22 protein-coding genes and 1 pseudogene are annotated in these 25,760 nt (G+C 64.8%); 11 read left to right on the forward strand and 12 right to left on the reverse strand.

Translation table 11 applies throughout. The annotated features are described in order from the left end of the window. Positions 1-410 precede the first annotated feature (410 nt). Positions 411-2,871: pseudogene (locus UNPA324_RS06925) on the forward strand (putative bifunctional diguanylate cyclase/phosphodiesterase). On the opposite strand, the gene UNPA324_RS06930 reads toward UNPA324_RS06925, so the two are convergent. The 3 genes from UNPA324_RS06930 to thrS all read right to left on the reverse strand — a co-directional run bounded on the left by UNPA324_RS06930 (position 2,857) and on the right by thrS (position 6,888). Continuing rightward, positions 2,857-4,125: a serine hydrolase domain-containing protein gene (locus UNPA324_RS06930; protein ID WP_128919506.1), complete on the reverse strand. Its 1,269-nt coding sequence runs from the start codon at positions 4,123-4,125 to the stop codon at positions 2,857-2,859. The pseudogene UNPA324_RS06925 and the gene UNPA324_RS06930 sit on opposite strands and share 15 nt — an antisense overlap. Positions 4,126-4,188: 63 nt before the next feature. Next, complete coding sequence (locus UNPA324_RS06935) at positions 4,189-4,752, reverse strand: nitroreductase family protein (RefSeq protein ID WP_181769320.1); 564 nt, start codon at positions 4,750-4,752, stop codon at positions 4,189-4,191. 93 nt (positions 4,753-4,845) lie between these two features. Beyond that, positions 4,846-6,888 (reverse strand): threonine--tRNA ligase, encoded by a 2,043-nt coding sequence (thrS, locus tag UNPA324_RS06940; RefSeq protein ID WP_164936266.1) that lies wholly within the window; start codon positions 6,886-6,888, stop codon positions 4,846-4,848. A gap of 185 nt (positions 6,889-7,073) precedes the next feature. Between thrS and UNPA324_RS06945 the strand changes: the two genes are divergently transcribed. Together UNPA324_RS06945 and UNPA324_RS06950 are read left to right on the forward strand one after the other, a co-directional pair. After that, positions 7,074-8,246: an MFS transporter gene (locus UNPA324_RS06945; protein ID WP_128919508.1), complete on the forward strand. Its 1,173-nt coding sequence runs from the start codon at positions 7,074-7,076 to the stop codon at positions 8,244-8,246. A gap of 90 nt (positions 8,247-8,336) precedes the next feature. Beyond that, positions 8,337-8,714: a hypothetical protein gene (locus UNPA324_RS06950; protein WP_128919509.1), complete on the forward strand. Its 378-nt coding sequence runs from the start codon at positions 8,337-8,339 to the stop codon at positions 8,712-8,714. Positions 8,715-8,765: 51 nt separating this feature from the next. On the opposite strand, the gene UNPA324_RS06955 is transcribed toward UNPA324_RS06950, so the two are convergent. Beyond that, positions 8,766-10,082, reverse strand: coding sequence for an alpha/beta hydrolase (locus tag UNPA324_RS06955; RefSeq protein WP_128919510.1), 1,317 nt, complete (start codon positions 10,080-10,082; stop codon positions 8,766-8,768). 321 nt (positions 10,083-10,403) lie between these two features. On the opposite strand from UNPA324_RS06955, the gene UNPA324_RS06960 reads away from it, so the two are divergent. Both UNPA324_RS06960 and UNPA324_RS06965 read left to right on the forward strand, forming a co-directional pair. Beyond that, complete coding sequence (locus tag UNPA324_RS06960; protein ID WP_128919511.1) at positions 10,404-11,765, forward strand: APC family permease; 1,362 nt, start codon at positions 10,404-10,406, stop codon at positions 11,763-11,765. A gap of 2 nt (positions 11,766-11,767) precedes the next feature. Further along, positions 11,768-12,982, forward strand: coding sequence for a hypothetical protein (locus tag UNPA324_RS06965; protein WP_128919512.1), 1,215 nt, complete (start codon positions 11,768-11,770; stop codon positions 12,980-12,982). Here the strand turns inward: UNPA324_RS06965 and UNPA324_RS06970 are convergent, their stop codons facing one another. Together UNPA324_RS06970 and yidD are read right to left on the reverse strand one after the other, a co-directional pair. Continuing rightward, the gene (locus UNPA324_RS06970; RefSeq protein WP_128919513.1) at positions 12,983-13,189 is read right to left on the reverse strand and encodes a hypothetical protein; all 207 of its coding nucleotides are present in this window, start codon (positions 13,187-13,189) and stop codon (positions 12,983-12,985) included. It lies immediately after the preceding gene. A 90-nt stretch (positions 13,190-13,279) separates the two neighbouring features. Next, entirely contained in the window at positions 13,280-13,618 is a 339-nt protein-coding gene (gene yidD / locus UNPA324_RS06975; RefSeq protein ID WP_128919514.1) for a membrane protein insertion efficiency factor YidD, read from the reverse strand. 246 nt (positions 13,619-13,864) lie between these two features. Here yidD and UNPA324_RS06980 point away from each other — a divergent pair, with 246 nt between their 5' ends. Continuing rightward, entirely contained in the window at positions 13,865-14,758 is an 894-nt protein-coding gene (locus UNPA324_RS06980; protein ID WP_164936267.1) for a COG3904 family protein, read from the forward strand. Positions 14,759-14,895: 137 nt separating this feature from the next. On the opposite strand, the gene UNPA324_RS06985 is transcribed toward UNPA324_RS06980, so the two are convergent. Continuing rightward, positions 14,896-15,351 (reverse strand): iron-sulfur cluster assembly scaffold protein, encoded by a 456-nt coding sequence (locus tag UNPA324_RS06985; protein WP_128919515.1) that lies wholly within the window; start codon positions 15,349-15,351, stop codon positions 14,896-14,898. A 244-nt stretch (positions 15,352-15,595) separates the two neighbouring features. On the opposite strand from UNPA324_RS06985, the gene folE reads away from it, so the two are divergent. From folE to UNPA324_RS07005, 4 genes are all read left to right on the forward strand, one after another. Continuing rightward, a complete protein-coding gene (folE, locus tag UNPA324_RS06990) occupies positions 15,596-16,285 on the forward strand; it encodes a GTP cyclohydrolase I FolE (protein WP_128919516.1) in 690 nt (229 codons plus the stop codon). Between the two features lie 28 nt (positions 16,286-16,313). Further along, positions 16,314-16,736, forward strand: a complete 423-nt coding sequence (gene hisI, locus UNPA324_RS06995; RefSeq protein ID WP_128919517.1) for a phosphoribosyl-AMP cyclohydrolase — start codon at positions 16,314-16,316, stop codon at positions 16,734-16,736. A 172-nt stretch (positions 16,737-16,908) separates the two neighbouring features. Further along, a complete protein-coding gene (locus tag UNPA324_RS07000; protein WP_128919518.1) occupies positions 16,909-17,970 on the forward strand; it encodes a lytic transglycosylase domain-containing protein in 1,062 nt (353 codons plus the stop codon). Between the two features lie 295 nt (positions 17,971-18,265). Further along, entirely contained in the window at positions 18,266-19,441 is a 1,176-nt protein-coding gene (locus UNPA324_RS07005; protein ID WP_128919519.1) for a DUF2336 domain-containing protein, read from the forward strand. A 260-nt stretch (positions 19,442-19,701) separates the two neighbouring features. Here the strand turns inward: UNPA324_RS07005 and UNPA324_RS07010 are convergent, their stop codons facing one another. The 3 genes from UNPA324_RS07010 to UNPA324_RS07020 form a co-directional block, all read right to left on the reverse strand. After that, the gene (locus UNPA324_RS07010) at positions 19,702-20,280 is read right to left on the reverse strand and encodes an Hpt domain-containing protein (RefSeq protein WP_128919520.1); all 579 of its coding nucleotides are present in this window, start codon (positions 20,278-20,280) and stop codon (positions 19,702-19,704) included. Between the two features lie 29 nt (positions 20,281-20,309). Further along, positions 20,310-20,855, reverse strand: coding sequence for a response regulator (locus UNPA324_RS07015; RefSeq protein ID WP_008549760.1), 546 nt, complete (start codon positions 20,853-20,855; stop codon positions 20,310-20,312). A gap of 98 nt (positions 20,856-20,953) precedes the next feature. Beyond that, positions 20,954-21,733, reverse strand: coding sequence for an NAD kinase (locus tag UNPA324_RS07020; RefSeq protein WP_128919521.1), 780 nt, complete (start codon positions 21,731-21,733; stop codon positions 20,954-20,956). A 240-nt stretch (positions 21,734-21,973) separates the two neighbouring features. On the opposite strand from UNPA324_RS07020, the gene UNPA324_RS07025 reads away from it, so the two are divergent. Next, the gene (locus UNPA324_RS07025; RefSeq protein ID WP_128919522.1) at positions 21,974-23,542 is read left to right on the forward strand and encodes a S10 family peptidase; all 1,569 of its coding nucleotides are present in this window, start codon (positions 21,974-21,976) and stop codon (positions 23,540-23,542) included. Here UNPA324_RS07025 and UNPA324_RS07030 read toward each other — a convergent pair. After that, positions 23,532-24,917 (reverse strand): serine hydrolase domain-containing protein, encoded by a 1,386-nt coding sequence (locus UNPA324_RS07030; protein ID WP_128919523.1) that lies wholly within the window; start codon positions 24,915-24,917, stop codon positions 23,532-23,534. The genes UNPA324_RS07025 and UNPA324_RS07030 overlap by 11 nt on opposite strands. Positions 24,918-25,024: 107 nt before the next feature. Then, the gene (locus tag UNPA324_RS07035; protein WP_141934169.1) at positions 25,025-25,567 is read right to left on the reverse strand and encodes a tetratricopeptide repeat protein; all 543 of its coding nucleotides are present in this window, start codon (positions 25,565-25,567) and stop codon (positions 25,025-25,027) included. Positions 25,568-25,760 lie beyond the last annotated feature (193 nt).

A 25,760-nucleotide genomic window follows, 5' to 3' on the forward strand; every position in this document is an offset into this window, starting at 1 on the left:
AAGGTGTGCCTGCAATCGAGATGTCAGCCGTAGTGCGAATTCGATTCCGCTTGCTCCGTCATTGCGAGCGCAGCGAAGCAATCCAGAGTCTTTCCGAGGAGGGATTCTGGATTGCTTCGCTGCGCTCGCAATGACGATGTTGAGGCAGCTGCGCGTCCAACTCCGCTCTCGTGCCCTGGACGCGGAGCAGCGCCCGCTTCGACTCTGCGGAGCAACGCGAAGGGCGTTGCAGCGCGTCCGGGACACGCGCGCATCGCCTTCGCACCACTGTCATAGTCTCTAACACGCACTAACCAACGCCTGACTTAAAACTGTCATAATCGCCGAACGGAACCCGCGCCTGCGCGCTCTTTACATGTCGTTAAGTGCGCCTGCATTGGATGCGCCCTGAAAGTGCGTTGGGGACTGCCATGAATGCTGCCAAGAAAGTGTCGGGAAAACCGGCCGCCGAAATGTTCGACGACATCCCGGTGCTCCAGCGCAAATGGCGTGCCGCGTTGAAGCCGGGCGAGCGGCTGCCGCGCTACGAGGACGTCATGCTCGGCAGTCTTGGACGGCTCGCCGATCACATCGCGCTGCTGAAGAACGACGGAGTGCTCGAACTGTCGCGCAGCGGACGTTACGTGCAGAAATGGCTCGGCGAGGAGCGCTGGGACATTCCCGTCGCCGAATTGTCGCCGGATTGCGCCACTGCGCTGTCGGAAGCGGCGACGAGCGCGCTGGCCAACGGAAGGCCGCATCAGGCCAGCGCGCATTGCGTGCGCGACGGCATGGTGCGGACCTACGACGTGCTGGCCCTGCCGACGGCCTCGCGCTGGGGCGCCACGCTGGTCGGCGCTTATATCAACGAGCGCGGCGCGCAGTACAATCTGCTGGACGCGATCTTCGCCTCGACCGACGATGCGGTGATCTCGCTGGCCACCTTGCGCGACGCCGGCGGCAACCCGTTCGATCTCCAGATCGTGCATCACAACAATAGCGCGGGGGTGCTCCTGAAGGTCGCGACCGGAAGCCTGCTGTGGCGCCGAATTGGCGAGGGGACCACGCTGCTGGCCTTGCGCGAGATCATGGACTTTCTGCTCAGGGCCGTCGCGGGCGGCCGCGGCGAGCAGCTCGAGATCGAGAGCGAGGGCCGGCACCTCCGTCTCAGTGCCACGGCGTTCGCCGACGTGGTTTCGCTGACGATCTCCGATGTCACCGCGCTGAAGCGGCGCGACGCCTCTTTCCGCCTGCTGTTCGACAACAACCCGATGCCGATGTGGGTGTTCGACGCGCAGACCAAGCAATTCCTTGGCGTCAACGATGCCGCCGTCCAGCATTACGGCTACAGCCGCGCCACCTTCCTGCGCATGAAGCTGCACGAGATCTGGCCGGAGGACGAGTGGGACAGCCACGCCGAGGCGCTGGAGCGGGTCGGCGACGCCTACCATTCCTCGCGCAACTGGCGGCACCTGCGCGCCGACGGCAGCGAGATCGAAGTGCTCACCTTCGGCCGCCGCGTCGCCTTCGACGACCGCGACGGTTATCTGGTCGCGGTGGTCGACATCACCGAGCGGCGCAAGGCCGAGGCGCGCATCGCGCACATGGCTCACCATGACGGGCTCACCGACCTGCCGAACCGCGCATATTTCCGGGAGCGCCTGAAGCAGGCCCTGGATCAGGCCGGGGACAGGCGCGTCGGCGTGCTCTACATCGATCTCGACCTGTTCAAGAACATCAACGATTCCTTCGGTCATCCCGTGGGCGACCGCCTGCTCAAGGAAGTCGCCGAACGCCTGACCAATGCGGTTCGCGGCACCAACCTGGCGGCCCGGCTCGGCGGCGACGAATTCGCGGTAATCCTCGGCGCCGACGTCTCGCCGAACGAGGCCAGCGCTTGCGCAGGCCTGCTGATCGACATGCTGAAGGCGCCTTATGATCTCGACGGTCAGGAGATGGTGATCGGCGCCAGCATCGGCATCGCGCTGTCGCCCGGCGACGGCACGACTCCGGAGGAACTGATGCGCAATGCCGACATGGCTGTACCGGGCGAAGTCCGACGGCGGCGGCGTGCACCATTTCTTCGAGCGTGAGATGGACCTGCAGGCGCAGAAGCGCCGCGACATGGAGCTCGATCTGCGCCGGGCGTTCGCCAATGGCGAGTTCGAGCTGCACTACCAGCCGCTGGTGACGATCGCATCCGACCGCATCTCCGGCTTCGAGTCGCTGCTGCGCTGGCGCCATCCGGACAAGGGCATGATCTCGCCGGCGGAGTTCATTCCCGTCGCCGAGGACATCGGCCTCATCACCCAGTTAGGGGAGTGGGTGCTGCGCGAAGCCTGCGCCGAGGCCGTCAAATGGCCTGCCGACGTCAAGGTCGCGGTCAATCTGTCGCCGGCGCAATTCCGCAGCCGTAACCTGGTGCAGGTTGTGATCTCGGCTCTGGCGCAGTCCGGTTTGTCGCCGAGGCGGCTCGAGCTCGAAATCACCGAATCGATCTTCCTGGCCGAGACCGATGCCAATCTCGCCATCCTGCATCAGTTGCGCGAGCTCGGCGTCGGCATCTCCATGGACGATTTCGGCACCGGCTATTCCAGCCTCAGCTATTTGCGGAGCCTCCCGTTCGACAAGATCAAGATCGACCGCTCGTTCGTGAAGGATCTGGCAGAGCGTCCCGATTGTGGCGCGATCGTGCGTGCGATCTCCGGTCTTGGCCGCAGCCTCAACATCACCACGACTGCGGAGGGCGTCGAGACTGAGGACCAGCTCGACTGGCTGCGCGCCGAAGGCTGCAACGAGGTGCAGGGCTTTCTGTTCAGCGCCGCGCGGCCCGCGGCGGAGATCGCAAAGTTGCTCGCGGATTTCGGCCAGCGCGCCTCACGGGCGGCGTAGCTCCTCAGGGTAGCAATCATAGACCAGCGCCTTGAAGGCGGGCGTGATGCGGCCGCGCTCGGTCTGGGTCTGCTGCATCATGAGGTAGGCCATGTCGAGCTTGGGATCGACACCGAAATAGGTGCCGCTCCCTGAGTCCCATTTCAATTCGCCGAGCGAGCCCGGCGGCGGCGGTTTTGCGTTGCCGGGATCGGTCCGTACCGCAAGGCCGTAGCCATATCCGAAGCCGTCACCGGGAAAATAGAAGTAGTCGCGTCCAACGCCAGAGCCGGGCCCGATATGATCCGTCGTCATCGCTTTGAAAGCCGCGGGGCTCAGATAGCGCCGGCCCGCGAACGAGCCGCCATTGAGCAGCATCTGCGAGAAGCGCTGATAGTCGGTGATGGTCGAGAGCAGGCCGCCGCCGCCGGATTGCCATTCGGGATGGTCGAGACGCTCGCGCTCGCCGGCGAGCAGGATGAAGTCGTTCGGCAGCGGCCGCGCCATCCGCGCCAGTTCATCCTCGGTCGCGAGCGCGAACTTGGTGCTGTTCATGCCGAGCGGATCGAAGATGCGTGCTTTCAGGAACTGGTACAGCGTCTGGCCCGAGATGATCTCGATGACGCTGCCGAGCACGTCGGTGGAATGGCCGTAACGCCACAGGGTTCCCGGCTGCCGCGCCAGAGGCAGCTTGGCAATGCGATCGGCGAATTCCCTGTTGTTGAATTGCCCTTCGAAGATGTCGGCGGCCTGATAGGCCTGCTCGACCCATTTGCCGCCGATATAGTCATAGCTGATGCCCGAAGTGTGCCGCAGCAGGTCCTCGATGTTGACGGGACGGACCGGCGGCACGAGGTCGAGTTCCAGCTTGCCGTCCGGCTCGGTGACCTCGAGGCCGACCTTGGTGCGGGCAAAGAGCGGTATGTATTTCGACACGGGGTCGGTGAGGGCGAGCTTGCCCTCGTCGATCAGCATCATCGCGCCAAGGCACGTGATCGGCTTGGTCATGGAATGGATGGCGAAGATCGTGTCGGGCGTCATCGCAAGCCCGGTCCGGGTGTCGCGCACGCCGAAGGTCTTGAGGTAGACCGGCTTGCCGTGCTGCTGCACCAAAATCACGGCGCCCGGCAGCCGGCCGCTTCCCACCTCGTTGTCGAAGAAAGCAGTGATGCGGTCGAGCCCGTCCGGCGACGGGGCAGGGATGTCGGCGGCCCGGCTTCGTGCCATCGAGCTGGCGAGCAGCGCGGCCCCGACCAGAAAATCACGACGCTTCATCCGACCTTCCTCCCTCGGCGGGATCAAAGCCGCAAGACGTCAGAGGCGTCAACACGACATCGATCAAAAACGCGTCACGATTTCCGAAAGGAACGGTCGCGGACGGTCTTCGCTCGGCTTGGTCGGCGTGCCCACGTGAATGAAGCCGGCGAGTTTCTCATCCGGCTTGAGGCCGAGGCCATCGAGCACGTCGCGATCGAACGAGAACCAGCCGGTCAGCCAGCAGGCGCCGTAGCCGAGCGCGGTCGCGGCGGTGACGATGTTCATGGCGCTGGCGCCCGCCGACAATTCCTGCTCGAACGCCGGCACCTTCGGATGGGGCCGCGTGAAGCTGACGATGCCGATCACCAGCGGCGCATCCATCAGGCGCTTGCGCTCGGTCTCGACGTCGGCGGCCGGCGCGCCGGGATTCTTCCGCGCAAAGACTTTTGCGATCACCTCGCCGGCGCGCAGGCGCGCGTCGCCCTCGAAGATGATGAAGCGCCAGGGGGCCAGCTTGCCGTGATCGGGTACGCGCGCGCCGATGGTGAGAATGGTCTCGAGTTCGGCCGCCGAAGGGCCGGGCCCGGTCATCTCGCGCGGCTTGACCGAGCGGCGGGTTTTCAGGAGTTCAATGGCGTCGGGCACTGCGATATCCTCTTCAACTGGTCGTCGGGCGTGCCATACCGAGTTAAGCATGCACGCCCGCAACCGGAAGCGAATTTAGATCGATTTCAGGGATCAGACCGCTTCCCGCGCCCGCCGGACATCCGGCGGGGTGGCCTCGTCGACCAGCGCGGCGATCGCCTCGGCGGTCGTCATCACCTTCTGGCCGTCGCTGCCGAGCCGGCGGACCGAGACCGAATGCGTCTCGGCCTCCTTCTTGCCGACCACGAGCAGCGCCGGGATCTTGGCCAGCGAGTGCTCGCGGACCTTGTAGTTGATCTTTTCGTTGCGCAGGTCGATCTCGACCCGAAGCCCTGCGCGCCGTGCCTGTTCCAGCACTTGCTTGGCGTACTCGTCGCCTTCCGAGGTGATGGTGGTGACCACCGCCTGCACCGGAGCCAGCCAGAGCGGGAAGTTGCCGGCATAGTGCTCGATCAGGATGCCGATATAGCGCTCCATCGAGCCGCAGATCGCACGGTGCACCATCACCGGCGGCTTCTTGCCGCCGTCATGGTCGATGTAGAACGCGCCGAACCGCTCCGGCAGGTTGAAGTCGACCTGCGTGGTGCCGCATTGCCAGTCGCGGCCGATGGCGTCGCGCAGTACGTATTCGAACTTCGGCCCGTAGAAGGCGCCTTCGCCAGGGTTGATCTCGGTCTTGATGTGGTTGCTCTGCGACTGGATCTCGCGCAGCACCGTCGCCATCACGCGTTCGGCGTGATCCCACATCTCGTCCGTGCCGACGCGTTTCTCCGGCCGGGTCGACAGCTTCACGGTGAGATCGCCGGTGAAGCCGAAATCGGCATAGGTCGACAGGATCAGATCGTTGATCTTCAGGCATTCCTCGGCGAGCTGATCCTCGGTGCAGAAGATGTGCGCATCGTCCTGGGTGAAGCCGCGCACCCGCATCAGCCCGTGCATGGCGCCGGACGGCTCGTAGCGATGCACCACGCCGAACTCGGCGAGGCGCAGCGGCAGGTCGCGGTAGCTCTTCAGGCCGTGCTTGAAGATCTGAACGTGACCCGGGCAGTTCATCGGCTTCAGCGCAAACCAGCGCTTGTCCTCGGCCTCGTCGCCGGCCGACTGCGCCGCGAACATGTTCTCGCGATACCAGCCCCAATGGCCCGAGGTCTCCCACAAGACCTTGTCGAGGATCTGCGGTGCATTGACCTCACTGTAATCGCCGGTCAGGCGGCGGCGCATATAGGCGATCAGCTGCTGGAAGATGGTCCAGCCCTTCGGGTGCCAGAACACGACGCCCGGACCTTCCTCCTGGAAGTGGAAGAGGTCGAGCTCGCGGCCAAGCTTGCGGTGATCGCGCTTTTCCGCTTCCTCGATCTGCTTGAGATAAGCGTCGAGGTCCTCCTGCTTGGCGAAGGCCGTGCCGTAGATGCGGGTCAGCATCGGATTGTTGCTGTCGCCCCGCCAATAGGCGCCGGCCACCTTCATCAATTTGAAGGCATTTCCGACCTTGCCGGTCGAGGTCATATGCGGGCCGCGGCACAGGTCGAACCAGTCGCCCTGATAGTAGATCTTGATAGGCTCGGTGCCGGGAATGGCATCGACCAGCTCGACCTTGAACGCCTCGCCCTTGTCGCGGAACACCTGTTTTGTCTTCTCGCGGTCCCAGACTTCCTTGGTGAAAGGCTTGTCGCGCGCGATGAGCTCACGCATCTTTTTCTCGATGGCGGCAAAGTCTTCCGGCGTGAACGGCTCGTTGCGGAAGAAGTCGTAATAGAAGCCGTTCTCGATCACGGGCCCGATGGTGACCTGGGTGCCCGGCCACAGCGTCTGCACGGCTTCGGCGAGCACGTGCGCGCAATCGTGGCGGATCAATTCGAGCGCTTCCGGCTCGTCGCGGGTGATCAGCTTGATCTTGGCGTCGGCGTCAATGGGATCGTTGAGGTCGGTGAGCACGCCGTCGAGCGCCATCGCGACCGTGCGCTTGGCCAGCGACGGCGAGATGCCCTTGGCGATATCGAGGCCGGTGATGCCCTGGTCGAACTGGCGCTGGGCGCCGTCGGGGAAGGTGAGGGTGACTTTGGCGGCGGGGGTCAGGGGCTTGAGATTGGAGAGGCTGTACTGGAAGCCGGACTCGGATTTGGGCTGGTCGGTCATTGCTTTTCTCCTGAGGCTCACTCCTGCGAACGAGCGCAGGTAAGCGGGAACGAGCGATATATCAGGCGATTCGGCCTGCGCAATCCGGCAATTCCAAGAAATCGGCGCGCAAAGCCGGGACCTTGCACCAACTATTTCGCGCAACGGTCTTTAACGGCTGGCGGGCGCACGCTACATGCATTTGCATGGAAAGCTCCCCCGCCGCCGGCCGTTTCGCGCCAACCGCCCTGATGCTTGGCAATCTCGTCACCGGCTGCTCCGTGCTGGCACCCGCAGGCATGCTGCCGGAGCTGGCGAGGGGCCTCGACATCAGCATTCATGCCGCCGGACTGCTGATTACCTTCGGCGCAGTGATGCTGTGCATCGGCTCGCCGCTGACGGCCTGGCTCACCAGCCGCATCGAACGGCGGACGTTGCTCACCACGACGCTCGCTGTGCTCGCTCTCGGCAATCTCGCCTCGGCCTTTGCGCCCGACTACACCAGCCTCCTCGTCATCCGTCTCGTCATGCTCGCGGTCGGTGCGCTCTATACACCGCAGGCCGCGGGCACGGCGGCGTTGATCGTGCCGGCCGAGCGGCGCGGCAGCACCATTGCGTATATCTTTCTCGGCTGGTCGCTGGCTGCCGCCGTCGGTCTTCCGCTGATCACCTTCATCGCCAGCCGCTATGGCTGGCGGGCAGCCTATGGCGAGATCGGCGCGCTCGGTTGTCTCAGCTTCCTGCTGTTGCTGCTGCGGCTACCGGCAGGACTGAAGGGCGTGCCGGTGGACCTGAAGACCTGGGCCGAGGTTGGCCGCGCCAAGACAATTCTGCTGCTGCTTGCGATCACCATGCTGCAAATGTCGGGGCAGTTCGTGGTGTTCACCTTCATGGGCCCGCTGCTCAACAAGCTGACCGGCGCCGGACCCGACGCGATCGGCATGGTGTTCGCGCTCTACGGTGTCTGCGGCTTCCTCGGCGTCGTCATCGCCACCCGCATCGTCGACACCTCCGGTCCCTATCGGACCTCGCTGCTGTTCACCTGCCTGCTGCTGGCAGGGATCACGGGCTGGGCGCTCGGTGCCGGTACGCTTGCTGTCATGACGTGCGGGGTCGCGATCTGGGGGCTCGGCTTTGCCTCGACCAATTCGATGCAGCAGGTACGGCTTGTCGCCGCCGCGCCGTCGCTGGCATCGGCGACCGTCGCGCTCAACACCTCCGTCCTCTATATCGGCCAGGCGGTCGGCTCCGCCATCGGCGGAGTATTGTTCGCCCGCGAGCTCCTGCATGCGCTCGGCTTCGTCGCGGTCGGTTTCGTCGTGCTGGCGCTGATCCTGGTGGTCCTGACCCGGCCCCATCCGGCCGCCGTCACGGCCTGACTCCCGCGTTTGGTGTGCGCAAGGTGCTTGGCAAACAGCGCGCGGGAGCGCTAGAAGGCCGGTCATGGGGACCAAAGAGAGTTGACTGAAATGAGGATGATTCTGGCGGTTGCCGCGGTGCTCTATTCAGCCTCCGCGTTCGCGCAAGCCGACAAGCCACCGATGGTCGGGGACAAGCCCTTGGTGCAGGTCAAGCCCAAAGGGACCAAGGAGGCGGCGGCGAAGCCGGCCGCGGCGCCGAAGGGCAAGCCGCAGTCGATCGCCGTGCGGCTCCAGGCCTGTCTCGAGATCGACGATGGCACAAAGGACCGCCTCAACTGCTACGACGCCGTGATACCGCCGGCCCCGAAGCCGAAGCCGGCGAAGGCCAAGGGCTACGCCGATTGCCGATTCTTCAAGGAAGAGGACGAGCGGCTGACCTGCTTCAACGGTTTTGCCGAGAGCATTCCGAAGCTGCCCAAGAGCTGATGCTGTGCCGGCATAGGCTCAGCTGCTGATCCGGCTGAGCAGCCTGCAAGCCTAGCGGCTCGAGGCAACGCGCGTCAGCGCGAGTGCGGGCGTCGCCGCCATTTTCACCAGCACGTCCTTGAGCGGATCCCGCGTCCAGGCGCGGGTGACATAGTCGCGATGGGTGATGCCGTCGGCGGTCTCGACGAACGCCACGCTGCCCGGACGGAGTGGCCCATCCATGTCCTCGGCGACGCTGATGCCCTTCTGGCGGAGCACGCTCATCAGCTCGCGGTCGCGCCGCGCGGTGTGGCGGGTGTAGGCGCTGACGAAGAAGCCGGAGCGGTGGCTTTCGATCCAGGACGCGAACTTGTCCAGTTCGCCATAGACGGCGTCGAGCAGCACGACGCCGCGGACGCGGTCGCTGATGCCGCCGACCTCCAGGCTCCAGGCCGTCGGCAGGAAGCCGCCGCTATAGCCGACGATCACGATCGGCATGTTGGCAAAGGCGCGCGCGCTGTTGGGATCGCCGGTGACGCGGGCGAGGTGGTCGGCTGATTCCGCCATGAAGCGCTTGAAGCCGCCCGGCTGCCAGAACTTGCCGGCACTGGAATCGGCGGCATCGACTGCCATTTGCGGTGCAAGCAGCACGGCATTGGCGCCGGAATCGGTGATCTGCCTCGGCACCAGCTGGCGATCGCGCACGTCGCGTTCGAGCGTTGCGCCGTTGCCGTGGAAGAACACCACGATCACGCCGGGCTTGCGCACGTCGAAATGCTCGGGCACGTGCACCAGCACGCGGCTGTCATTGTAGGTCTCGTCCTGCCAGAACACGCGACCGGAATAGCTGCGATGACCGCGGCGGTCACCCTTGGTAATGTTGAGGAACGGCGCGTCGGAGGCGGGGTTGTTGCCGAAATAGGGGAAGGCCGACGACTTCATGCTGACGAGGGTGGTCAGATCCTCGCGGGCGGGGCGCTTGTAGGGGACCTGCGGCTCGAGCGAGGCGACCTTATAGGGCGCTTGCTCCGGCGGCTGTTGCTGCACCGCGCGCTTGGGCGAGAAGTCCGACATCTGCCGTTGCAGAAGACTCTCGCTCGCCGACGGGAAGCGCTCCTTAAACTGCGGGGCCGGGAAGCGATCCTCGAACGTGTCGCCGCTCGCAACTTGCTGGTTTGTCTTCGCAACGACCTGATTGACACCCTGGACATTGGCCTGCGAGTTCGCCGCAAGCGCGGTCGGGTTCGGCGCCTTGCCGCATTGAACCAGCGTCAGCGACAGCGGCACCAAGGCTGAGATCAGGCCGGCCCGGAGCACACGACCGCGCCGACCGGACGGTGTCCGATCGGCACGACCATCAGCTCTCAGTTTCGGAACGGCCCCGACCATCCACCCATGACCCCAAAGTCACGTCCATCGGCAATCTCTAGACAATTGAGCCGACCGGCGTTTAGGCGACGTTAAGCGTCCGGAGAAACTTCCCCACATCCGGAACGCTCAAAAGGACCACGCAATCGTGTCCTGATTGTGGGGAAGGGGGACGGGACTTTCCGGGGCGTACGCAGGTTTTTCTATCGGTAACGGCAATAGCGGTGCTCAAGTACCCCGTTTCCGCTGCCTCATTTAACCCTTGTTAACCCTGCTTGAATTGACTGGGCCAAACTGCACGATGCGCCCGCGAGGCAGGACGCCTTGAGGTTAAGGACCCCGATGACGGCATCAGATGCAGGAACTGCCCCCTGGACTGGCAGGCTGGCCGGAAGCGGGGTCTCGGTCCTGGTCGCAACCGCCATCGTCGTGGCCGACATGATCGGGGTCGGCGTCTTCACCAGCCTCGGCTTCCAGGTCAAGGACATCCCGTCCGGCTTCTCGATCCTGCTGTTGTGGACCGTCGGCGGCATCGTCGCGCTGTGCGGGGTGTTCGCCTATAGCGAGCTCGGGGCGATGTTTCCGCGCTCGAGCGGCGAGTACAATTTCCTCGGCCGTGCCTATCATCCGGCTTTCGGCTTTCTCGCCGGCTGGGTGTCGGCGACGGTGGGCTTCGCAGCGCCGGTCGCGCTCGCCGCGATGGCGTTCGGCGAATACGCCAAATCGGTCGTGCCCGATCTGCCGCCGATCCCGCTCGCCATCGCCGTGGTGTGGCTGGTCTCGCTCGTACAACTGACCGGCGTCAGGCACTCCTCGACCTTCCAACTGATCTCGACCATCATCAAGGTCGCGCTGATCGTCGCCTTCCTGGTCGCCGGCTTCGTCATCGGCGTGCCGCAACCGATCGCCTTCACGCCGCAGCCGGGCGATCTCGCCCACATCGTCAGCGGGCCGTTCGCGATCGGGCTCGTCTTCGTGATGTATTCGTTCTCGGGCTGGAATGCCGCGACCTACATCATCGGCGAGATGAACACGCCGCAGCAGAGCCTGCCGCGCGCACTGCTGACGGGCACGCTGATCGTGCTCGTGCTGTATGTCGCGCTGAACGCGGTATTCCTCTATTCCACGCCGGTCGGTGCGCTCGCCGGCCAGCTCGATGTTGCGAGTGTCGCCGGCAGCGCGATCTTCGGCAGTCTCGGCGGCCGCATCGTCGGTGCGATGATCTGCGTCGGCCTGATCTCCTCGATCTCTGCGATGATGTGGATCGGCCCGCGCGTGATGATGACGATGGGGGAGGACATTCCGGCCTTGCGCGTGTTTTCGAAGCGATCGGCGAGCGGCGCGCCGGCCTATGCCGTCCTGTTCCAGCTCGCCGTCGCCAACCTGCTGCTGTTCACGCGCAGCTTCGAGGCGGTGCTCGACTTCATCCAGTTCGCGCTGCTGTTCTGCTCGTTCTTCACGGTCGCCGGCGTCATTAAGCTGCGCATCACCGCCCCCGATTTGCCGAGACCCTATCGCGCCTGGGGATACCCTTTCACGCCGCTGGTTTTCCTGCTCGTGACCGCGTTCATGATGTACTACCTGTTGACCGAGCGGCCGGTGCAGTCGCTCTCGGGGATGCTCGTCATGCTCTCGGGCCTGTTGATTTACGCCGTTTTCCGCAAGCGGCCGGTCGCCGCCGGCAATTCACACCATCGCGAATAGATATGTTTCGACCTCTCCGAATTGCCGCCGTCGCTGTTGCCCTGCTGGCTGCGGCCGTCTCGTCCGCCCGCGCCGCCGACGTCACTTTCGATGACACCGCGCGCTTCCTTGCGGGCATGCAGCCTTCGGCGGACTCGCCGCTGCTGCCGCTCACGAAGGAGCCGGGCTGGCAGCGCCATGCCCAATTCTTCGACGGCGCCTTCACCCAGCTCGAACAGCGCCAGCTCTCGAAGATCCGCGATTGGGCCGACGTCAATCTCGCCGCGCCGCGGCCGACCATGTTCTACATGTTCAGCGGCCCCGATTTCCTCTATGCCAACGCCTTCTATTCCAAAGCCAGCACCTACGTGCTCGGTGCGCTGGAGCCGGTCGGCGCTGTGCCCGATCTGACGCGGCTGCCGCACGGTTCGGTCGGGGCCGCGCTCTACAATGTCGAGCGTTCGCTCGGCTCGATCCTGAGCTTTTCCTTCTTCATCACCAAGCAGATGAAGGTCGACCTGCATGCCAACCAGGTCAACGGCACCTTGCCGATCCTCTATGTGTTCCTGGCGCGCTCGGGCAAGACCATCCGCAACGTCGAGATGGTCGCGCTCGATGACAAGGGAGGGCTGCATCTCGGCGAGGACAATCCGGGACGTAACGCGACGCGCGGCGTTCGCATTACCTTCGCCGGCAGCGATGGCGAAGCGCGCACGCTGTATTACTTCTCGACCGACCTCTCCAACGCCGGCGCGCGCAACACCGGATTCCTGAAATTCTGCGAGACGCTGGGGCCCGGCAACAGCCTGCTCAAGAGCGCATCCTATCTGCTGCACAAGAGCGACTTCGCGGTGGTCCGCGACTGGCTGCTCGCCAACAGCGCCACCATCATCCAGGACGATTCCGGCATTCCGCTTGCGAACTACGGCGCACGGCAGTGGCGGTTCTTCCCGTTCGGCCGCTATCTCGGGCCGATCGACGAATTCCCCGGCCGCTACCAGGAGCGCTACGCCGAGTTGTTCACACGGGCCCAGCCGATCGATTTTGGCGTCGGCTACCGCTGGCGGATGCACGAGTCGAATTTGCTGCTGGCGGTGAGGGTGCCGGGCACTGAAACGCCGCCGGGCGGGGAGGCGACCTCGTCGGCCGATCCGATGCCAAAGCCGCCGCGTCCGAAACGACTGCGACCGCCGGAGCCGATCCCGCCGCCGCCCGGGCGCTTCTACTGGTTCCGGTAATTACCAGTGCACGTTCTGGCCCGGCACGATGAACGCCGTCGTGCTCGTCGGCGTCGCCAGACTCGTTGCCAGATACCAACCGGAGCCGAGCACGAGCGCCAGCAAGGCGACGATCGCGAGCAGGTCCATGGTTCGGGGGTCGTGGTGCCGCCTGGAGCCGGGGGCGGGCCCAAGCTTGTGAAAATGAGGGCTGATTTTCCAGCGCATTGTTGTTTCCTCCCGGGGGGAGCATCAAAACAACGCGCAAGTAAAGTCCAAGGTTCCACTCAGGCTCCCGCCGCGCAAAGCATCGCAAGCTCAGGGTGCATTGACGCCGCGCCAGCGGCCATAGCGCCATGGCAGATACCAGCGCGCGCCTTGCGGCGTGGTGAGCGGCACGTTGTCGATGCCTGACGTGCCGAAGGGATTGCAGCGCAGCAGTCTTGCTAGCGTCATCCAGCCGCCGGCCCACAGCCCGAACCGTTCAATTGCCTCGTCGCCATAGACGGAGCAAGTCGGCAGATGCCGGCAATTGTAACCAACCAGCGGCGACAGCGTGTGGCGGTAGAGCCAGATCAGCACCCGGCCGAAGCGGCGAGGGAGCCGCAGCGCCGCCTCAACCGGACCGGAACAATGCCCGCAGGCTGAATGCTTCATGTGCACAATGATGTCATGGTGAGCGAGGTATTGCATGGTTCCGGCGCATGGAACTGTAAGCTGTTGTTTATGCGCCATATTTTGTATGCTTTTTGGGAGCAGTGCAGCAAGTACCTGTGGACGATCTGTATTCCCACGGATACCATTTTTGTGACGTCCACGTGTAGAACATACGCCTGTATGATGGACTCAGAGGGCGCTACCAAGGATTGTTAGGGACCTTAGGGGCTTGGGGAAGGAACCAGATTGAGACTTCTGAACTCCCTTAATCTTCGCGGCTGGTTGCTGGTGGGAACCGCCGTCTGTGGAGTCGTGCTGGCTGGCGCCGTCGCGACGTTCGGATCATCTGCCCGTGCCGGCGCTGCGCTGGAAGAGCGCAAGCTGCCGATGAAATTCAACTGGATCGCCTGCGAGCCGAATTGCCGCGGCTGGGTCAGCGCGGTCGGCATCATCACCGCCGATACCCCGAAGGATTTCGAGGAGTTTTCTCGCGGACGCCAGCTCGGCGGCGCCACAGTAGTACTCGATTCCAGCGGCGGTTCCGTCAATGACGCAATCACCCTTGGCCGACGCTTCCGCAATCTCGGACTCCTGACCACCGTCGGCGTAAGCCTGCGCGGCGGGCAGTCGGCCCGCCCGGCGGTCGCGCCCGAGGCCTATTGCGAATCCATGTGCGTGTTCCTGCTGCTGGCCGGCAAGAAGCGCTACGTGCCAGAAGCTGCCCATGTCCGCGTCCACCAGATCTGGATGGGCGACCGCGCCGATGATGCCAAGGCGGCGAGCTACAACGCGCAGGATCTGATGATCGTGGAGCGGGACATCGGCCGTCTCGCCAAATACACGTTCGACATGGGCGGAGCGGGCGATCTGCTGTCGCTCGCGCTCAGTGTTCCGCCCTGGGAAGATCTGCATGAGCTGGACGCCGGCGAGCTCAAGCTCACCAATCTCGTGACGACTGATCTCGTTGCCGACGTGCTGCCGCATGTGGACATTTCCGCGCCGGCGATGGCGGAGCTTGCCCCGAAGACGCAGGCAAGGTTCGGCGTGGAACCCGAGCAGCCGGCCAAGTCGACCAAGACAGCGGAAGCCGTGGTGCGGACGGGCGGCGCGGCTGCGCCAGTTGCGGCGCCTTCGAAGTAAGCTCTTACGTCCTGGTTGTCATTCCGGGGCGCGGTAGCGCGAACCAGGGTGCGCAATTGCGCACCTGAGAATCTCGACCGGCGATCTCTGGATTCCAGGTTCGATGCTGCGCATCGCCCCGGAATGACGAGGAGGGCTCAGCCCTGCGCCGCAGCCGGCTGCTTGGCTTTGGCCTCGATCTGGCCGATGGCGTCAACCACGGCATCGAAGGTCAGCAGCGTCGAGGCATGGCGCGCCTTGTAGTCGCGGACAGGCTCGAGGAATTTGATCTCCTCCCATTTGCCTTGAGGAGGCGCGCCGTTCTCCTTCAGCATCTTGCGAACGGTTTCGCGTAACTCACGGAGTTCGCTCGCAGTCGAGCCGACAACCCGACTTGCCATGATGGATGAAGAGGCTTGTCCGAGCGCGCACGCCTTCACGTCATGGGCGAAGTCGGTGACGGTGTCCCCGGTCATCTTGAGATCGACCTTGACGGTCGAGCCGCACAGCTTGGAGTGGGCGGTGGCGGACGCGTCGGGGTCCGGCAGCCGTCCGAGGCGCGGAATATTTCCGGCCAGTTCGATGATCCGCTTGTTGTAGATGTCGTTCAGCATGTGATGGAGTCCAGCACTTCCGCGCCCGATCGGCCTTGGCGGGCGGCGTCCACGGTCCTATATAGGGGCGGAACTGGTGGAAAAACAGTCCAGCAGCACGCCGGCGGCGATTTCGAACTGCGCGGCCGGCATTGCAGCCTGCAGACTTTTTGCGCCCAAAACTGTTCTCTTCAGGCGTCCGGCGGCTTGCCCGTCCCGTCTGCCGGTGACACTCCGGCCGTCAAGGCCGTCGAACGGAGTCGATATGGACGCTACAATCAAATCCATCCGCCCGGGCAAGCCCTCGGACCGGCAGCTCGAGAGCCGTCCGGCCGAGCTTGATCCCGCTGAATTCCTCGCGGCCGCCGTCCGCGCCGACCAGCCACGCCCGGCGCGCGCTGAAGCAGAAGCGGCGGTGAAGACGCTGCTCGCCTATATCGGCGAGAACACCGGGCGTGAGGGCTTGCTCGACACGCCGCGCCGGGTCGTCGAGGCCTTCGACGAGCTGTATCAGGGCTATCACCAATGTCCGGCCGAGGTGCTCGACCGCACTTTCGGCGAGACCGCCGGCTATGACGATTTCGTCCTGGTGCGCGACATCGAGTTCACCTCGCAATGCGAGCATCACATGATGCCGTTCTACGGCAAGGCGCACATCGCCTATACTCCGGTGGAGCGCGTCGTCGGCCTGTCGAAGCTCGCCCGCCTCACCGACATCTTCGCCCGCCGACTCCAGACCCAGGAGCACCTGACGGCGCAGATTGCAGCGGCCATCGACGAGGTCCTCAAGCCCCGCGGCGTTGCGGTGCTGATCGAGGCCGAGCATACCTGCATGTCGGTGCGGGGTGTCGCCAAGCACGGCGCCTCCACCTTCACCAGCCGCTTCACCGGAATGTTCCGCGACAATCCGGCGGAGCAGGCCCGTTTCCTGTCCCTGGTGCGAGGCACGCGCTGACCTCGCGAATAGATCGGCGAGGTCGCCCGTGTCCGCTCACTCCCATGAGATCGAGGAAGGCCTGTCCTTCCAGCCGCGGTTCGACGCGGCAGGGCTCGTGACCTGCGTCGCGACCGACGTCGCCACCGGCGAGGTGCTCATGGTCGCGCACATGAACGACGAGGCGCTGCGCAAGACGATCGCGACCGGCGAGGCCTGGTACTTCAGCCGCTCGCGCAATGCCTTATGGCGAAAAGGTGAGACCTCCGGTCAAACCCAGCGCGTGATCGAGATGCGCACCGATTGCGACCAGGATGCCGTCTGGATCCGTGTCGAGCAAATCGGGGCGGCCTGCCACACCGGGCGAAGGTCGTGCTTCTATCGCAAGGTCGAGGCTGAGGGCGGCGGGGCGAGATTGGTCTTCACCGATGCCGAGCGGCTGTTCGATCCCAGCGACGTCTATAAGAAATAGCTCGCTGTCATTCCGGGGCGGCTCGAAGAGCCGAACTATGGTGCGCAATTGCGCACCTGAGAATCTCGAGATTCCGGGCTCATCGCTTCGCGATGCCCCGCAATGACCGAGAGGGCGGAATTAACCCCGCATTAACCATACCTGTCCCACGGTGAGACGATAGGCGTCCGAATTGCCGGCGCTGCTCAACGCCGCGTGGGGCGGGCACTTCATCATGTCGGTCGACAATTCCAGTGCCACGCAGACGGCCGGTCTCGATCCGTCGCGGGCGCGCGTCGCCGGTGCGATCAAGCAGGCCTCGAATATCACCGGCGTCAGCTTCCAATACATGCTGACGACCGCCAAGATGGAATCGGATTTCGATCCCACGGCAGGGGCCACCACCTCGTCCGCGCATGGGCTCTACCAGTTCATCGACCAGACCTGGCTCGGCACCGTGAAGGAGGCCGGCACCCAGCTCGGCTACGGCAACTATTCCGACGCCATCACCAGGACGTCGTCGGGCGGCTACACCGTCGATGATCCCGCGATGAAGCGGTCGATCATGAAGCTGCGCGACGATCCGGAAGCCGCTTCCAGCATGGCGGCGGCGCTGACGCAGTCGAACAGCTTCAAGCTCACCGGCCTGCTCGGACGCAGGCCGAGCGACAGCGAACTCTACATGGCGCATTTCATGGGCGTTGGCGGAGCCGCAAAACTGATCGCCAATGCCGAGGACAATCCGCAAGCGGTCGGTGCGCGGCTGTTTCCCAACGCGGCGTCCGCCAATCGTTCGATCTTCTACGCCAAGGATGGCCGCGCCCGCAGCGTCTCCGAAGTCTATTCGGTGCTGGACGCGCGCTATGCCAGCGCAGCCAATTCGAAAGTGACCCGCAGCGCGATGGCGATGTATGGCGGCACGCCGTCGACCACCGAGGTCGCGAGCGCAAACGGCGTGCAGCCCAGCGCGCCTGTCATCGACAACGCCGCCTATCTCCAGACCTTCCCGAATACACGCGCGGTGACGCCCGTCAGTGCGACATCGCCAACTTCGGTCGCGGACAATGCGCCGACCGCGCCGGCATTCCGCTCGATCTATCAGCCCGGCGATGCCACGCAGCCGGTCTCGACCACCGTGCAGAAATTATGGGGCAACAATGCCTCGCTCACATCGGTCGCGTCAGCGGCGCCGGACGTGCGTCCGCCGCAGCCGCTCGATCTCTTCAGCGATCGCAGCGGCACGTTCTCGAGCTAGAAACTCACTCTCGTGTCCCGGACCGGGCGGCAGCGCGTCAGCGATGCGCCGCAGAGCCGGGACCCAGGCCGCACCCACTGCTGTCGAAGATTCTAGGCCCCGGCTCTGCAGCGCATCGCTGAAGGAGCGCTGCGCTGCGTCCGGGGCACGCGAGCGCAGTGGCCTCCCGGCCCTTAATAAATCATCAATAAAACCAGCCAGTTATGGTGAACGCTTTGTTAAGCGTCGTGGTTTATTTTGTGTTGCAGGTGACGAGCCGTCACCATTTTCGTTTGTTGTGTAAGCCGGAAGCAGCATGATTGTTCGGCAGTTCATTAATTGGATCAGGACGGCACCCGCCGGCGAGCGGGCCGAGGCAACACGGGCGTTGGCCCGGGCCTGGCTGATCTCAGACCTTTCGACAGACGACCGCATTGCCGCCGAAGGCGCGCTGTTGATGCAGCTCGACGATCCCTCGCCCTTGGTGCGGCAGGCGATGGCCGAGGCCTTTGCGCGCAGTCTTGACGCGCCGGCATCGATCGTGCGGGCGCTGTCGGCGGACCAGCCGACCGTCGCACTGCCGGTGCTCGAACATTCTCCGCTCTTGATCGACGCCGATCTCGTCGACATCGTGGCCACCGGCAATGACGAGGTGCAATGCGCAATTGCCCGCCGCATCGCGCTGCCGGTCTCGGTGTGCGCCGCCATCGCCGAAGTCGGCTGCGCGGCGGCCGCGCTCGAGCTGATCGAAAATCCCCATGCCGAGCTTGCACCGTTCTCGTGGAATCGCATCGTCGAGCGCCACGGCCATCTCGCCGCGATCCGCGAGGCGATGCTGGTGCTGGATGACCTGCCGTCCGCAACCCGCGCCGCGCTGGTGGCGAAACTCTCCGAGACGCTGGCGCAATTCGTCGTGGCGCGGAACTGGCTGAGCGCCGATCGTGCCGACCGCATCACGATCGAGGCGCGCGACCGTTCCACCATCAACATCGCGGCGCGCTCGCGCGGCGAGGACATGCAGGGCCTGGTGCATCATTTGCGCGTCACGGGCCAGCTGACCGCCGGCCTGATCCTGCGCGCGCTGCTGTCGAGCAATCTCGATCTGTTCGACGCGGCGCTGGCCGAGCTTGCCGATCTGCCGCTGGCGCGCGTCTCCGGGCTGCTGCATGACCGCGGCGGCAACAGCCTGTACGCGCTGCTCCGGCGCGCCGGGCTTCCCGAAGCGACGTTTGCGGCGTTCCAGGTCGCGCTCGATGCCTGCCACGAGCAGGGCTTCGTCGACAGCGACGACGGCGCGGCACGGCTGCGCCGCCGCATGGTCGAGCGCGTGCTCACCCATTGCGAGACCGACCGCGGCGCCACCGAGCCGCTGATGGTCCTGCTGCGCCGCTTCGCCACGGAATCGGCACGGGAAGAGGCGCGGCTTTTCTGCGACGAGTTGGTCGTGGATGATGCAGTCGATCCCGTCTATGACGATCTGATTGCGGCGTAGCGAGATGCCGTAGGGTGGGTTAGCCGAACGGCTGCGCAAAGCGCAATCCGTCGGCGTAACCCACCAATTCTGTCTCTGCGGACATTGAAGAGGTGGATTACGCTACGCTAATCCACCCTACGAGACCGATCGTGGGGATAGAGCAGCCCTCACATTCCGTCATTGCGAGCGCAGCGAAGCAATCCAGAATCTCTCCGCGGAAAGATTCTGGATTGCTTCGTCGCAAGTGCTCCTCGCAATGACGAGGAGAGAGCTGAACCTTACTCCGCCGGCGCGATGCTCGGCGCCAGGATCACCTCGAGATGTTCGGGGCGGTCGCGGTTGACGTGCGCGAGATAGTCGTCCGCGATCTTGCGCAGGCGGCGGCTGAGCTCGGCGGAGACGCTGATGCTGTCGAGCCTGGTATTCTCATGCACGATGGCGAGAATGGCGTTGATGTGGTGCGTGAACAGTTCGGCCGGGACCTTTTCCAGATCAGGCGCGTGCTCGATGACGCGGCACAGGCTCTCGGCTACTCCCGCCGCGGCCGGAAAGCCGAACGTGGCAGCGTCGCCCTTGATGTCGTGGGTGGCGTGAAACAGCTCGTCGCGCCTTTCCTTGGTGAAGCCGTCATTGCGGATGGCGACGTAGGCGGCCGACAGACGGTTGACCTCGGTCGTCATCCAGTTCTTGAACTCGCTGGAGAGGCCCGCGAGCGCCTGCTCGGCGCGGGCGACCGGATCGTCCAGGTCCTTTTCCTCGACGCGGCGCAGCACCTTGCGCAGCGGGTTGGGCTGCGTGATGATTTGATGCGTGGCGAAGGCCTTGACCTCGATGTCCTTTGCGCTGTTCTTCGCCATGATGCCTGCCTCGGTCTGAAGACGTTGCGCTAGATGGAGGAGCGGGCCTTGTCGAGCAGCGAGGGCTGTTGCAGCACCTCGTGCTTTTCGCCGACGCGGCGCTCGGGACCCATATAGGCGGAGTTGGTGTTGCGGCGCCGGTCGGGCCCGAAATAGGTCTTGGTCTTGATGAAGGGGCGGGGATTGGCGACCACGTTGAGGATGCGCTGATAGAGCCCCTTGGCCGAGATCGGCTTGGCCAGGAATTCGGTGACGCCGGCATCGCGCGCGACGGTGACACGGCGCTTCTCGGAATGGCCGGTCAGCATGATGATCGGCGCGTAGGGGTTGCCCTTGGATTCCGGCTGCCGGATCATTTGCGCGAGTTCGAGTCCGTCGAAGATCGGCATCGCCCAATCGGTGATGACGATGTCGGGCACGTAATGGCTGTACATTTCGAGCGCCGTGGCGCCGTCCTCGGCTTCATAGACTTCGCGCGCGCCGAAGGAATGCAACAGCGTGCGCAGGATGCGGCGCATGTGCGGGTTGTCGTCGCAGACGAGGAAGCGCAGCTTGTTGAAGTCGATACGGAACATGACGCCCGGGCCAATACGGTCAACCTTCGTTAACCATATCGTGGCGGGGGTTAACGAAGGGTTGCGACCGAAGCCGCGGCGGCGGGCCGGGGGCGGTTCTAGTAGCCGAACTGCTCGCGCAGGATGCGCTCTTCCAGGCTGTGACCGGGGTCGAACAGCATGCGCATCGAGATGGTCTTGTCGGACAAGACCTCGACACGGCGAACGTCGCGCACTTCGTCGTGGTCGGCGACCGCTGCCACCGGTCGCTTGTCGCCCTCCAGCACCTCGATGACGACATAGGCCGTGTTGGGCAGCAGGGCGCCGCGCCAGCGCCGCGGGCGGAAGGCGCTGATCGGGGTGAGCGCCAGCAGCGCCGCGTTGATCGGCAGGATCGGTCCCTGCGCGGACAGATTGTAGGCGGTGGAGCCGGCCGGCGTTGCCACCATGATGCCGTCGGCGATCAGCTCGGGCATGCGCTCACGCTCGTCGATCATGATCCGCAGGCGCGCCGCCTGGTAGGTCTGCCGGAACAGGGCGACCTCGTTGATGGCGTGGTGCAGGTGGACGCGGTCGTTGACGTCGGTCGCGCGCATCAGAAGCGGATTGATCTCGGATTCATGTGCCGCCTCGAGCCGCGCGCGCAGATCGTGCGTCGAGTATTCGTTCATCAGGAAGCCGACGGTGCCGCGATGCATGCCGTAGATCGGCTTTCCGGAGTGCATGTTCTGGTGCAGCGTCTGCAGCATCAGTCCGTCGCCGCCGAGGGCGACCACGATATCGGCCTCCTTGGGGTCGCAATTGCCATAGTCCCTGGTGAGCTGGCCGAAGGCGGCCTGCGCCTCGCTGCTCGGGCTGGCGACGAAGGCGATCCGGTCGTATCGCTTGGGCTTGGTCATGGCTTGTCGGGCACGGCCTGGCTGGAGGAAGTTCCGCCGGGCTCGTCTATACGAGGTAGACCTCCATTGTCGAGGATGACCGCCTCCCAAGGCAAACGGGTGATGGTCGATCCGGAGAACAAAACGGGTTGATTTGAGCTCGGCGGGGATTGCGCCATCGCCGGTGGTCCCGCAAACCGTCGCAATTCCGCGCTAGCTTCGGTGCGTTTCGGCTATGACAGCCGGGCAGGGAGAACGATCATGGTCATGATCTTGCCGACGCTGCGACGAACCGGGCTCGTGCTGGCCGTGTCTGCGGTCGCGCTGGCGAGCGTTGCGCGCGCGGACGATCCGCCGCAGCCGCGCTCCGAGGCGGCAGCGCCGGCGGGACAGAAGGGCGGACGCGCCGGCAATGCGCAAGGTGCGACGCCGGCTTCTCCGTCGGCGTCCGAGCCGCACCGTCTCCCGCCGGATACGACCACGAAGCAGACGCTGGAGTTGCCCGGCCGCACCCTCAACTTCGCTGCGACGGCCGGCTCCATTCGCGTCTTCGACGGCAAGGGCGAGCCGCTGGCCGACATCGCCTATACGTCCTATCAGCTCGACGGCGCCGACCGCGCCACGCGCCCGGTCACGTTCCTATTCAACGGCGGACCCGGCGCGTCCTCGGCGTGGCTCCAGTTCGGCGCGGCCGGTCCATGGCGACTGCCGCTCGATGGGGATGCGCTGTCGCCGTCGGCCCCGCCCGAGGTGAAGCCGAACGCCGAGACCTGGCTCGACTTCACCGATCTCGTCTTCATCGATCCCGTCAGCACCGGCTACAGCCGCTTCGTCGCGAGCGGCGAAGACGCGCGCAAGTCGTTCTATTCCGTCGACGGCGACGTCAACGCGATCGCGCTCGTGATCCGCCGCTGGCTGGAAAAGCACGACCGGCTGACCTCGCCGAAATACGTTGCGGGCGAGAGCTATGGCGGCATCCGCGGGCCGAAGGTGGTGCGGCAGTTGCAGATCCAGCACGGCGTCGGCGTCAGGGGCTTGATCCTGGTGTCGCCGCTCTTGGACTTCCGCGAGTTCGCCGGCACCAGCCTCCTGCAATATGTCGCGACGCTGCCGAGCTATGTGGCGGTGGCGCGCGAAGCCAAAGGGCCGGTCAAGCGCGCCGATCTCGCCGACGTCGAGGCCTATGCGCGCGGCGAATTTCTGGCCGACCTCGTCAAGGGCGAGGCGGACAAGGAGGCGACCAATCGTCTTGCCGACAAGGTCGCCGCGCTCACCGGCATCGACCAGGCGGTGAGCCGCCGCCTCGCTGGGCGCTTCGACGTCGGTGAGTTCCGCCGCGAGCTCGACCGCAAGAACGGCAAGGTGACGGGACGCTACGACGGCTCCGTGCGCGGCTTCGATCCCTACCCGGATTCGAGCAGCTCGCGGTTCGGCGACCCCTCGGGCGATGCGCTCCAGGCGCCGCTGACGAGCGCCGCGGTCGACGTGCTCTCGCGCAAGCTCAACTGGAAGCCCGACGGCTCCTACGAGGTCCTGAACGGCACTGTGGAAGGTCACTGGGATTTCGGCCATGGCATCAACCCGCCGCAATCGGTCTCCGAGCTGCGCCAGATCCTTGCCACCGACGCCAAGCTGAACGTGCTGGTCGCGCACGGCCTGTTCGACCTTGCCACGCCCTATTTCGGATCGAAGCGGGTGCTCGACCAGATGCCGGCCTTCGCGACGCAGCGAGTCAAGTTCGTCGTCTATCCCGGCGGCCACATGTTCTATTCGCAAGGTAGTTCGCGGCAGGCGTTTCGCAGCGAGGTCGAGGCGCTGATCAGGGAGTAGGCCTCCGTTTGCGCGGCGGATAGCGACGTGCGATCTCCTTGGCCACCACGCTCGCAGGCTTGACGTTGGCGCCGGCGATCCAGATGTCACCGACCTTGCCGCGCTTGTCGCGGATCCGGCGCACCGGCTCGCCATGGCTGGAATAGCCGGCCGCCCAGACGAGCTTGCCGGTGTCGCGGCCGGTGACCTCGATCTCGGCGGCATCCATGAACGGATTGTTGAACTGCGGATTGGCGACCAGCACGCGGTTGCCCGCTGGGACGAGGTCGGTCGCGCCCCAGATCGTCCACCAGCGGCCGGCCCAGTCGCGCAGGCGATGGTCGGGTGCGCCGCGGGTCTTGAAGACGCGCAGGATCTGCATCGCGCCGTCCATCCAGAACGGTGCCCCACCGTCGATCGAGTTGCTGAGGATGCTGATCGAAAGCTCGCAGTCCGGGATCGCGCAGGTTCGCGAGATATAGCCCTGGAAGCCGCCACCATGGCCGAACCAGTCCCAGCCGTCGGTCCTGCCGGCGTTGACGCCGAGGCCGTAATAGCCCTCGAAGCTCTGCGGGATGCGCCAATGGTGGCGCGTCATCTCGCGGCGACTTGCGGCCGACAGCAGGCTCTTCTTCGCATTGGGCGCGAGCTGCGCGAAAAAGCGGGCGGTGTCGGCGGCAGTGGCGGCGAAGCCCGTCGCGGACGCCATCGCGTTGGTGGGATTGTCGCCGGGGATCACGCAGCGCTCGCCCAGCGGCACTTTGCGCGTGTGGCCGCGCGCGAACGGCGCGCCTTTCGGAAGCGGCGCGTCCGGCTCGGTCTCGCGAAGCCCTGCGGGCTCGATGATTTCGTGCTTGATCCAGACGGAGTAGGGCTCCTTCGCAATCGCCTCGATCACGAGGCCGAGCAGGCCAAAGCCGTGATTGGAATATTTGAAGCGGGTGCCGGGCTCGATCGCGGTCGGCAGCTTCAATTCCGCGAGCAGTTCCTTCGCGGCGAGATAGGGGCGGCGGTCGATGAACTGGCCGGAATCGACGCCGTCGCGCGTCAGCCCCGCGCTGTGCGACAGCGCTTGTGCGATCGTGGTCTCGGCGACGCGCGGATGCAGGCCGCTGACATATTGGCCGACCGTGTCGTCGAGCCGGAGCTTGCGCTGCTCGCGCAGCTTCATGATGCCGGTCGAGGTGAAGCTCTTGGAATGGGAGGCGATCCGGCAGCGGTGGCGCGGGGTGAGCTTCTCGCCGGTGTCGAGATTGGCGAGGCCGAACGCATGCTCGGCGACGATCTCGCCGCGATGGGCGAACGCAACGACGACGCCTGGCTGCTGGATTGTCGTCAGTTGGAATTCAATCCAGGGTCCGATGTAGTCGATCGCGGATCGCAGCCATTTATCCATTGCACACCGATTTGCGGGGAAGGTTGGTGCGAGAGGCTAGCCGAGAAAGCGGAACGGGCACAACCCGAAGGTTATGCCCGTTGACTCTGTTCGAAGTTGCGATGGCTTCAGTAGACCAGCGTCGCGCCGGTCGGCTTGTCGAGCGCGGCCGCAAGCGAGCGATATTCGGAGCTGTCGGTGCCGGCGAGCGAGGCGATCTTGTTCAGATGATACTGCGCCTGTTCGCGGTTGCCCTGCTCGAGCTGCCAGAGGCCGTAATACTGCCAAGTGCGAACGTGGTTCGGATCGTCCTTCAGCGCCAGCTCGTAATAGACCTTCGACGATTGGTAGTCGCCGAGCTTGCGATAGGAGTAGCCGATCAGATTGGCGACGTCGGCGACGTCGTCGCGCGCCAGCGACTTCAACTGACCGATCGCGCCGGCATAGTCGTGGTTGTCGTAGATCGCAGTGTAAGCGGTGCGATAGGCGGCGAGGAATTTGGGATCGCTGACGGAAGAGCTCTTCTTCTTGCCCTTCTTGGTCGAGGAGTCCGACTTCGGCGGCGACGAGGGCTCGTCACCGCCGGCGGCATAGGCGCTGGACAGCACCGGTGCGGCCGCCAGCGACATGGCAACCAGTCCCGGCATGACAAGCATTGCGAGTTTGCGCATCTAAATTCTCCCGTATGGAACGTGGCGATCCTACACGATTGCCCGAAGACCGGAACACCCGTCTCGCCAAAACATTCCCGCATCGCACGATCCATTCGCCCTGGCGCAGATGACAAACTTGTCATCGAGATGAACGGAAGCCTGCAAGGGGCTTCAGATTGGGTTCAGTGCGCCGCCGCTAGGCTCCGACCTA

Source organism: Bradyrhizobium sp. UNPA324 (genome assembly GCF_006658635.1).
Classification (GTDB): Bacteria; Pseudomonadota; Alphaproteobacteria; order Rhizobiales; family Xanthobacteraceae; genus Bradyrhizobium; species Bradyrhizobium nanningense.

Excerpts from the sequence above, each read along its gene's own strand:
- UNPA324_RS06930 (WP_128919506.1), bottom strand. The coding sequence starts at position 4,125 with ATGAAGCGTCGTGATTTTCTGGTCGGGGCCGCGCTGCTCGCCAGCTCG.
- thrS (WP_164936266.1), bottom strand. The coding sequence starts at position 6,888 with ATGACCGACCAGCCCAAATCCGAGTCCGGCTTCCAGTACAGCCTCTCC.
- UNPA324_RS06945 (WP_128919508.1), top strand. The coding sequence starts at position 7,074 with ATGGAAAGCTCCCCCGCCGCCGGCCGTTTCGCGCCAACCGCCCTGATG.
- UNPA324_RS06950 (WP_128919509.1), top strand. The coding sequence starts at position 8,337 with ATGAGGATGATTCTGGCGGTTGCCGCGGTGCTCTATTCAGCCTCCGCG.
- UNPA324_RS06955 (WP_128919510.1), bottom strand. The coding sequence starts at position 10,082 with ATGGTCGGGGCCGTTCCGAAACTGAGAGCTGATGGTCGTGCCGATCGG.
- UNPA324_RS06960 (WP_128919511.1), top strand. The coding sequence starts at position 10,404 with ATGACGGCATCAGATGCAGGAACTGCCCCCTGGACTGGCAGGCTGGCC.
- UNPA324_RS06965 (WP_128919512.1), top strand. The coding sequence starts at position 11,768 with ATGTTTCGACCTCTCCGAATTGCCGCCGTCGCTGTTGCCCTGCTGGCT.
- UNPA324_RS06970 (WP_128919513.1), bottom strand. The coding sequence starts at position 13,189 with ATGCGCTGGAAAATCAGCCCTCATTTTCACAAGCTTGGGCCCGCCCCC.
- yidD (WP_128919514.1), bottom strand. The coding sequence starts at position 13,618 with ATGAAGCATTCAGCCTGCGGGCATTGTTCCGGTCCGGTTGAGGCGGCG.
- UNPA324_RS06985 (WP_128919515.1), bottom strand. The coding sequence starts at position 15,351 with ATGCTGAACGACATCTACAACAAGCGGATCATCGAACTGGCCGGAAAT.
- folE (WP_128919516.1), top strand. The coding sequence starts at position 15,596 with ATGGACGCTACAATCAAATCCATCCGCCCGGGCAAGCCCTCGGACCGG.
- UNPA324_RS07005 (WP_128919519.1), top strand. The coding sequence starts at position 18,266 with ATGATTGTTCGGCAGTTCATTAATTGGATCAGGACGGCACCCGCCGGC.
- UNPA324_RS07010 (WP_128919520.1), bottom strand. The coding sequence starts at position 20,280 with ATGGCGAAGAACAGCGCAAAGGACATCGAGGTCAAGGCCTTCGCCACG.
- UNPA324_RS07015 (WP_008549760.1), bottom strand. The coding sequence starts at position 20,855 with ATGTTCCGTATCGACTTCAACAAGCTGCGCTTCCTCGTCTGCGACGAC.
- UNPA324_RS07020 (WP_128919521.1), bottom strand. The coding sequence starts at position 21,733 with ATGACCAAGCCCAAGCGATACGACCGGATCGCCTTCGTCGCCAGCCCG.
- UNPA324_RS07025 (WP_128919522.1), top strand. The coding sequence starts at position 21,974 with ATGGTCATGATCTTGCCGACGCTGCGACGAACCGGGCTCGTGCTGGCC.
- UNPA324_RS07030 (WP_128919523.1), bottom strand. The coding sequence starts at position 24,917 with ATGGATAAATGGCTGCGATCCGCGATCGACTACATCGGACCCTGGATT.
- UNPA324_RS07035 (WP_141934169.1), bottom strand. The coding sequence starts at position 25,567 with ATGCGCAAACTCGCAATGCTTGTCATGCCGGGACTGGTTGCCATGTCG.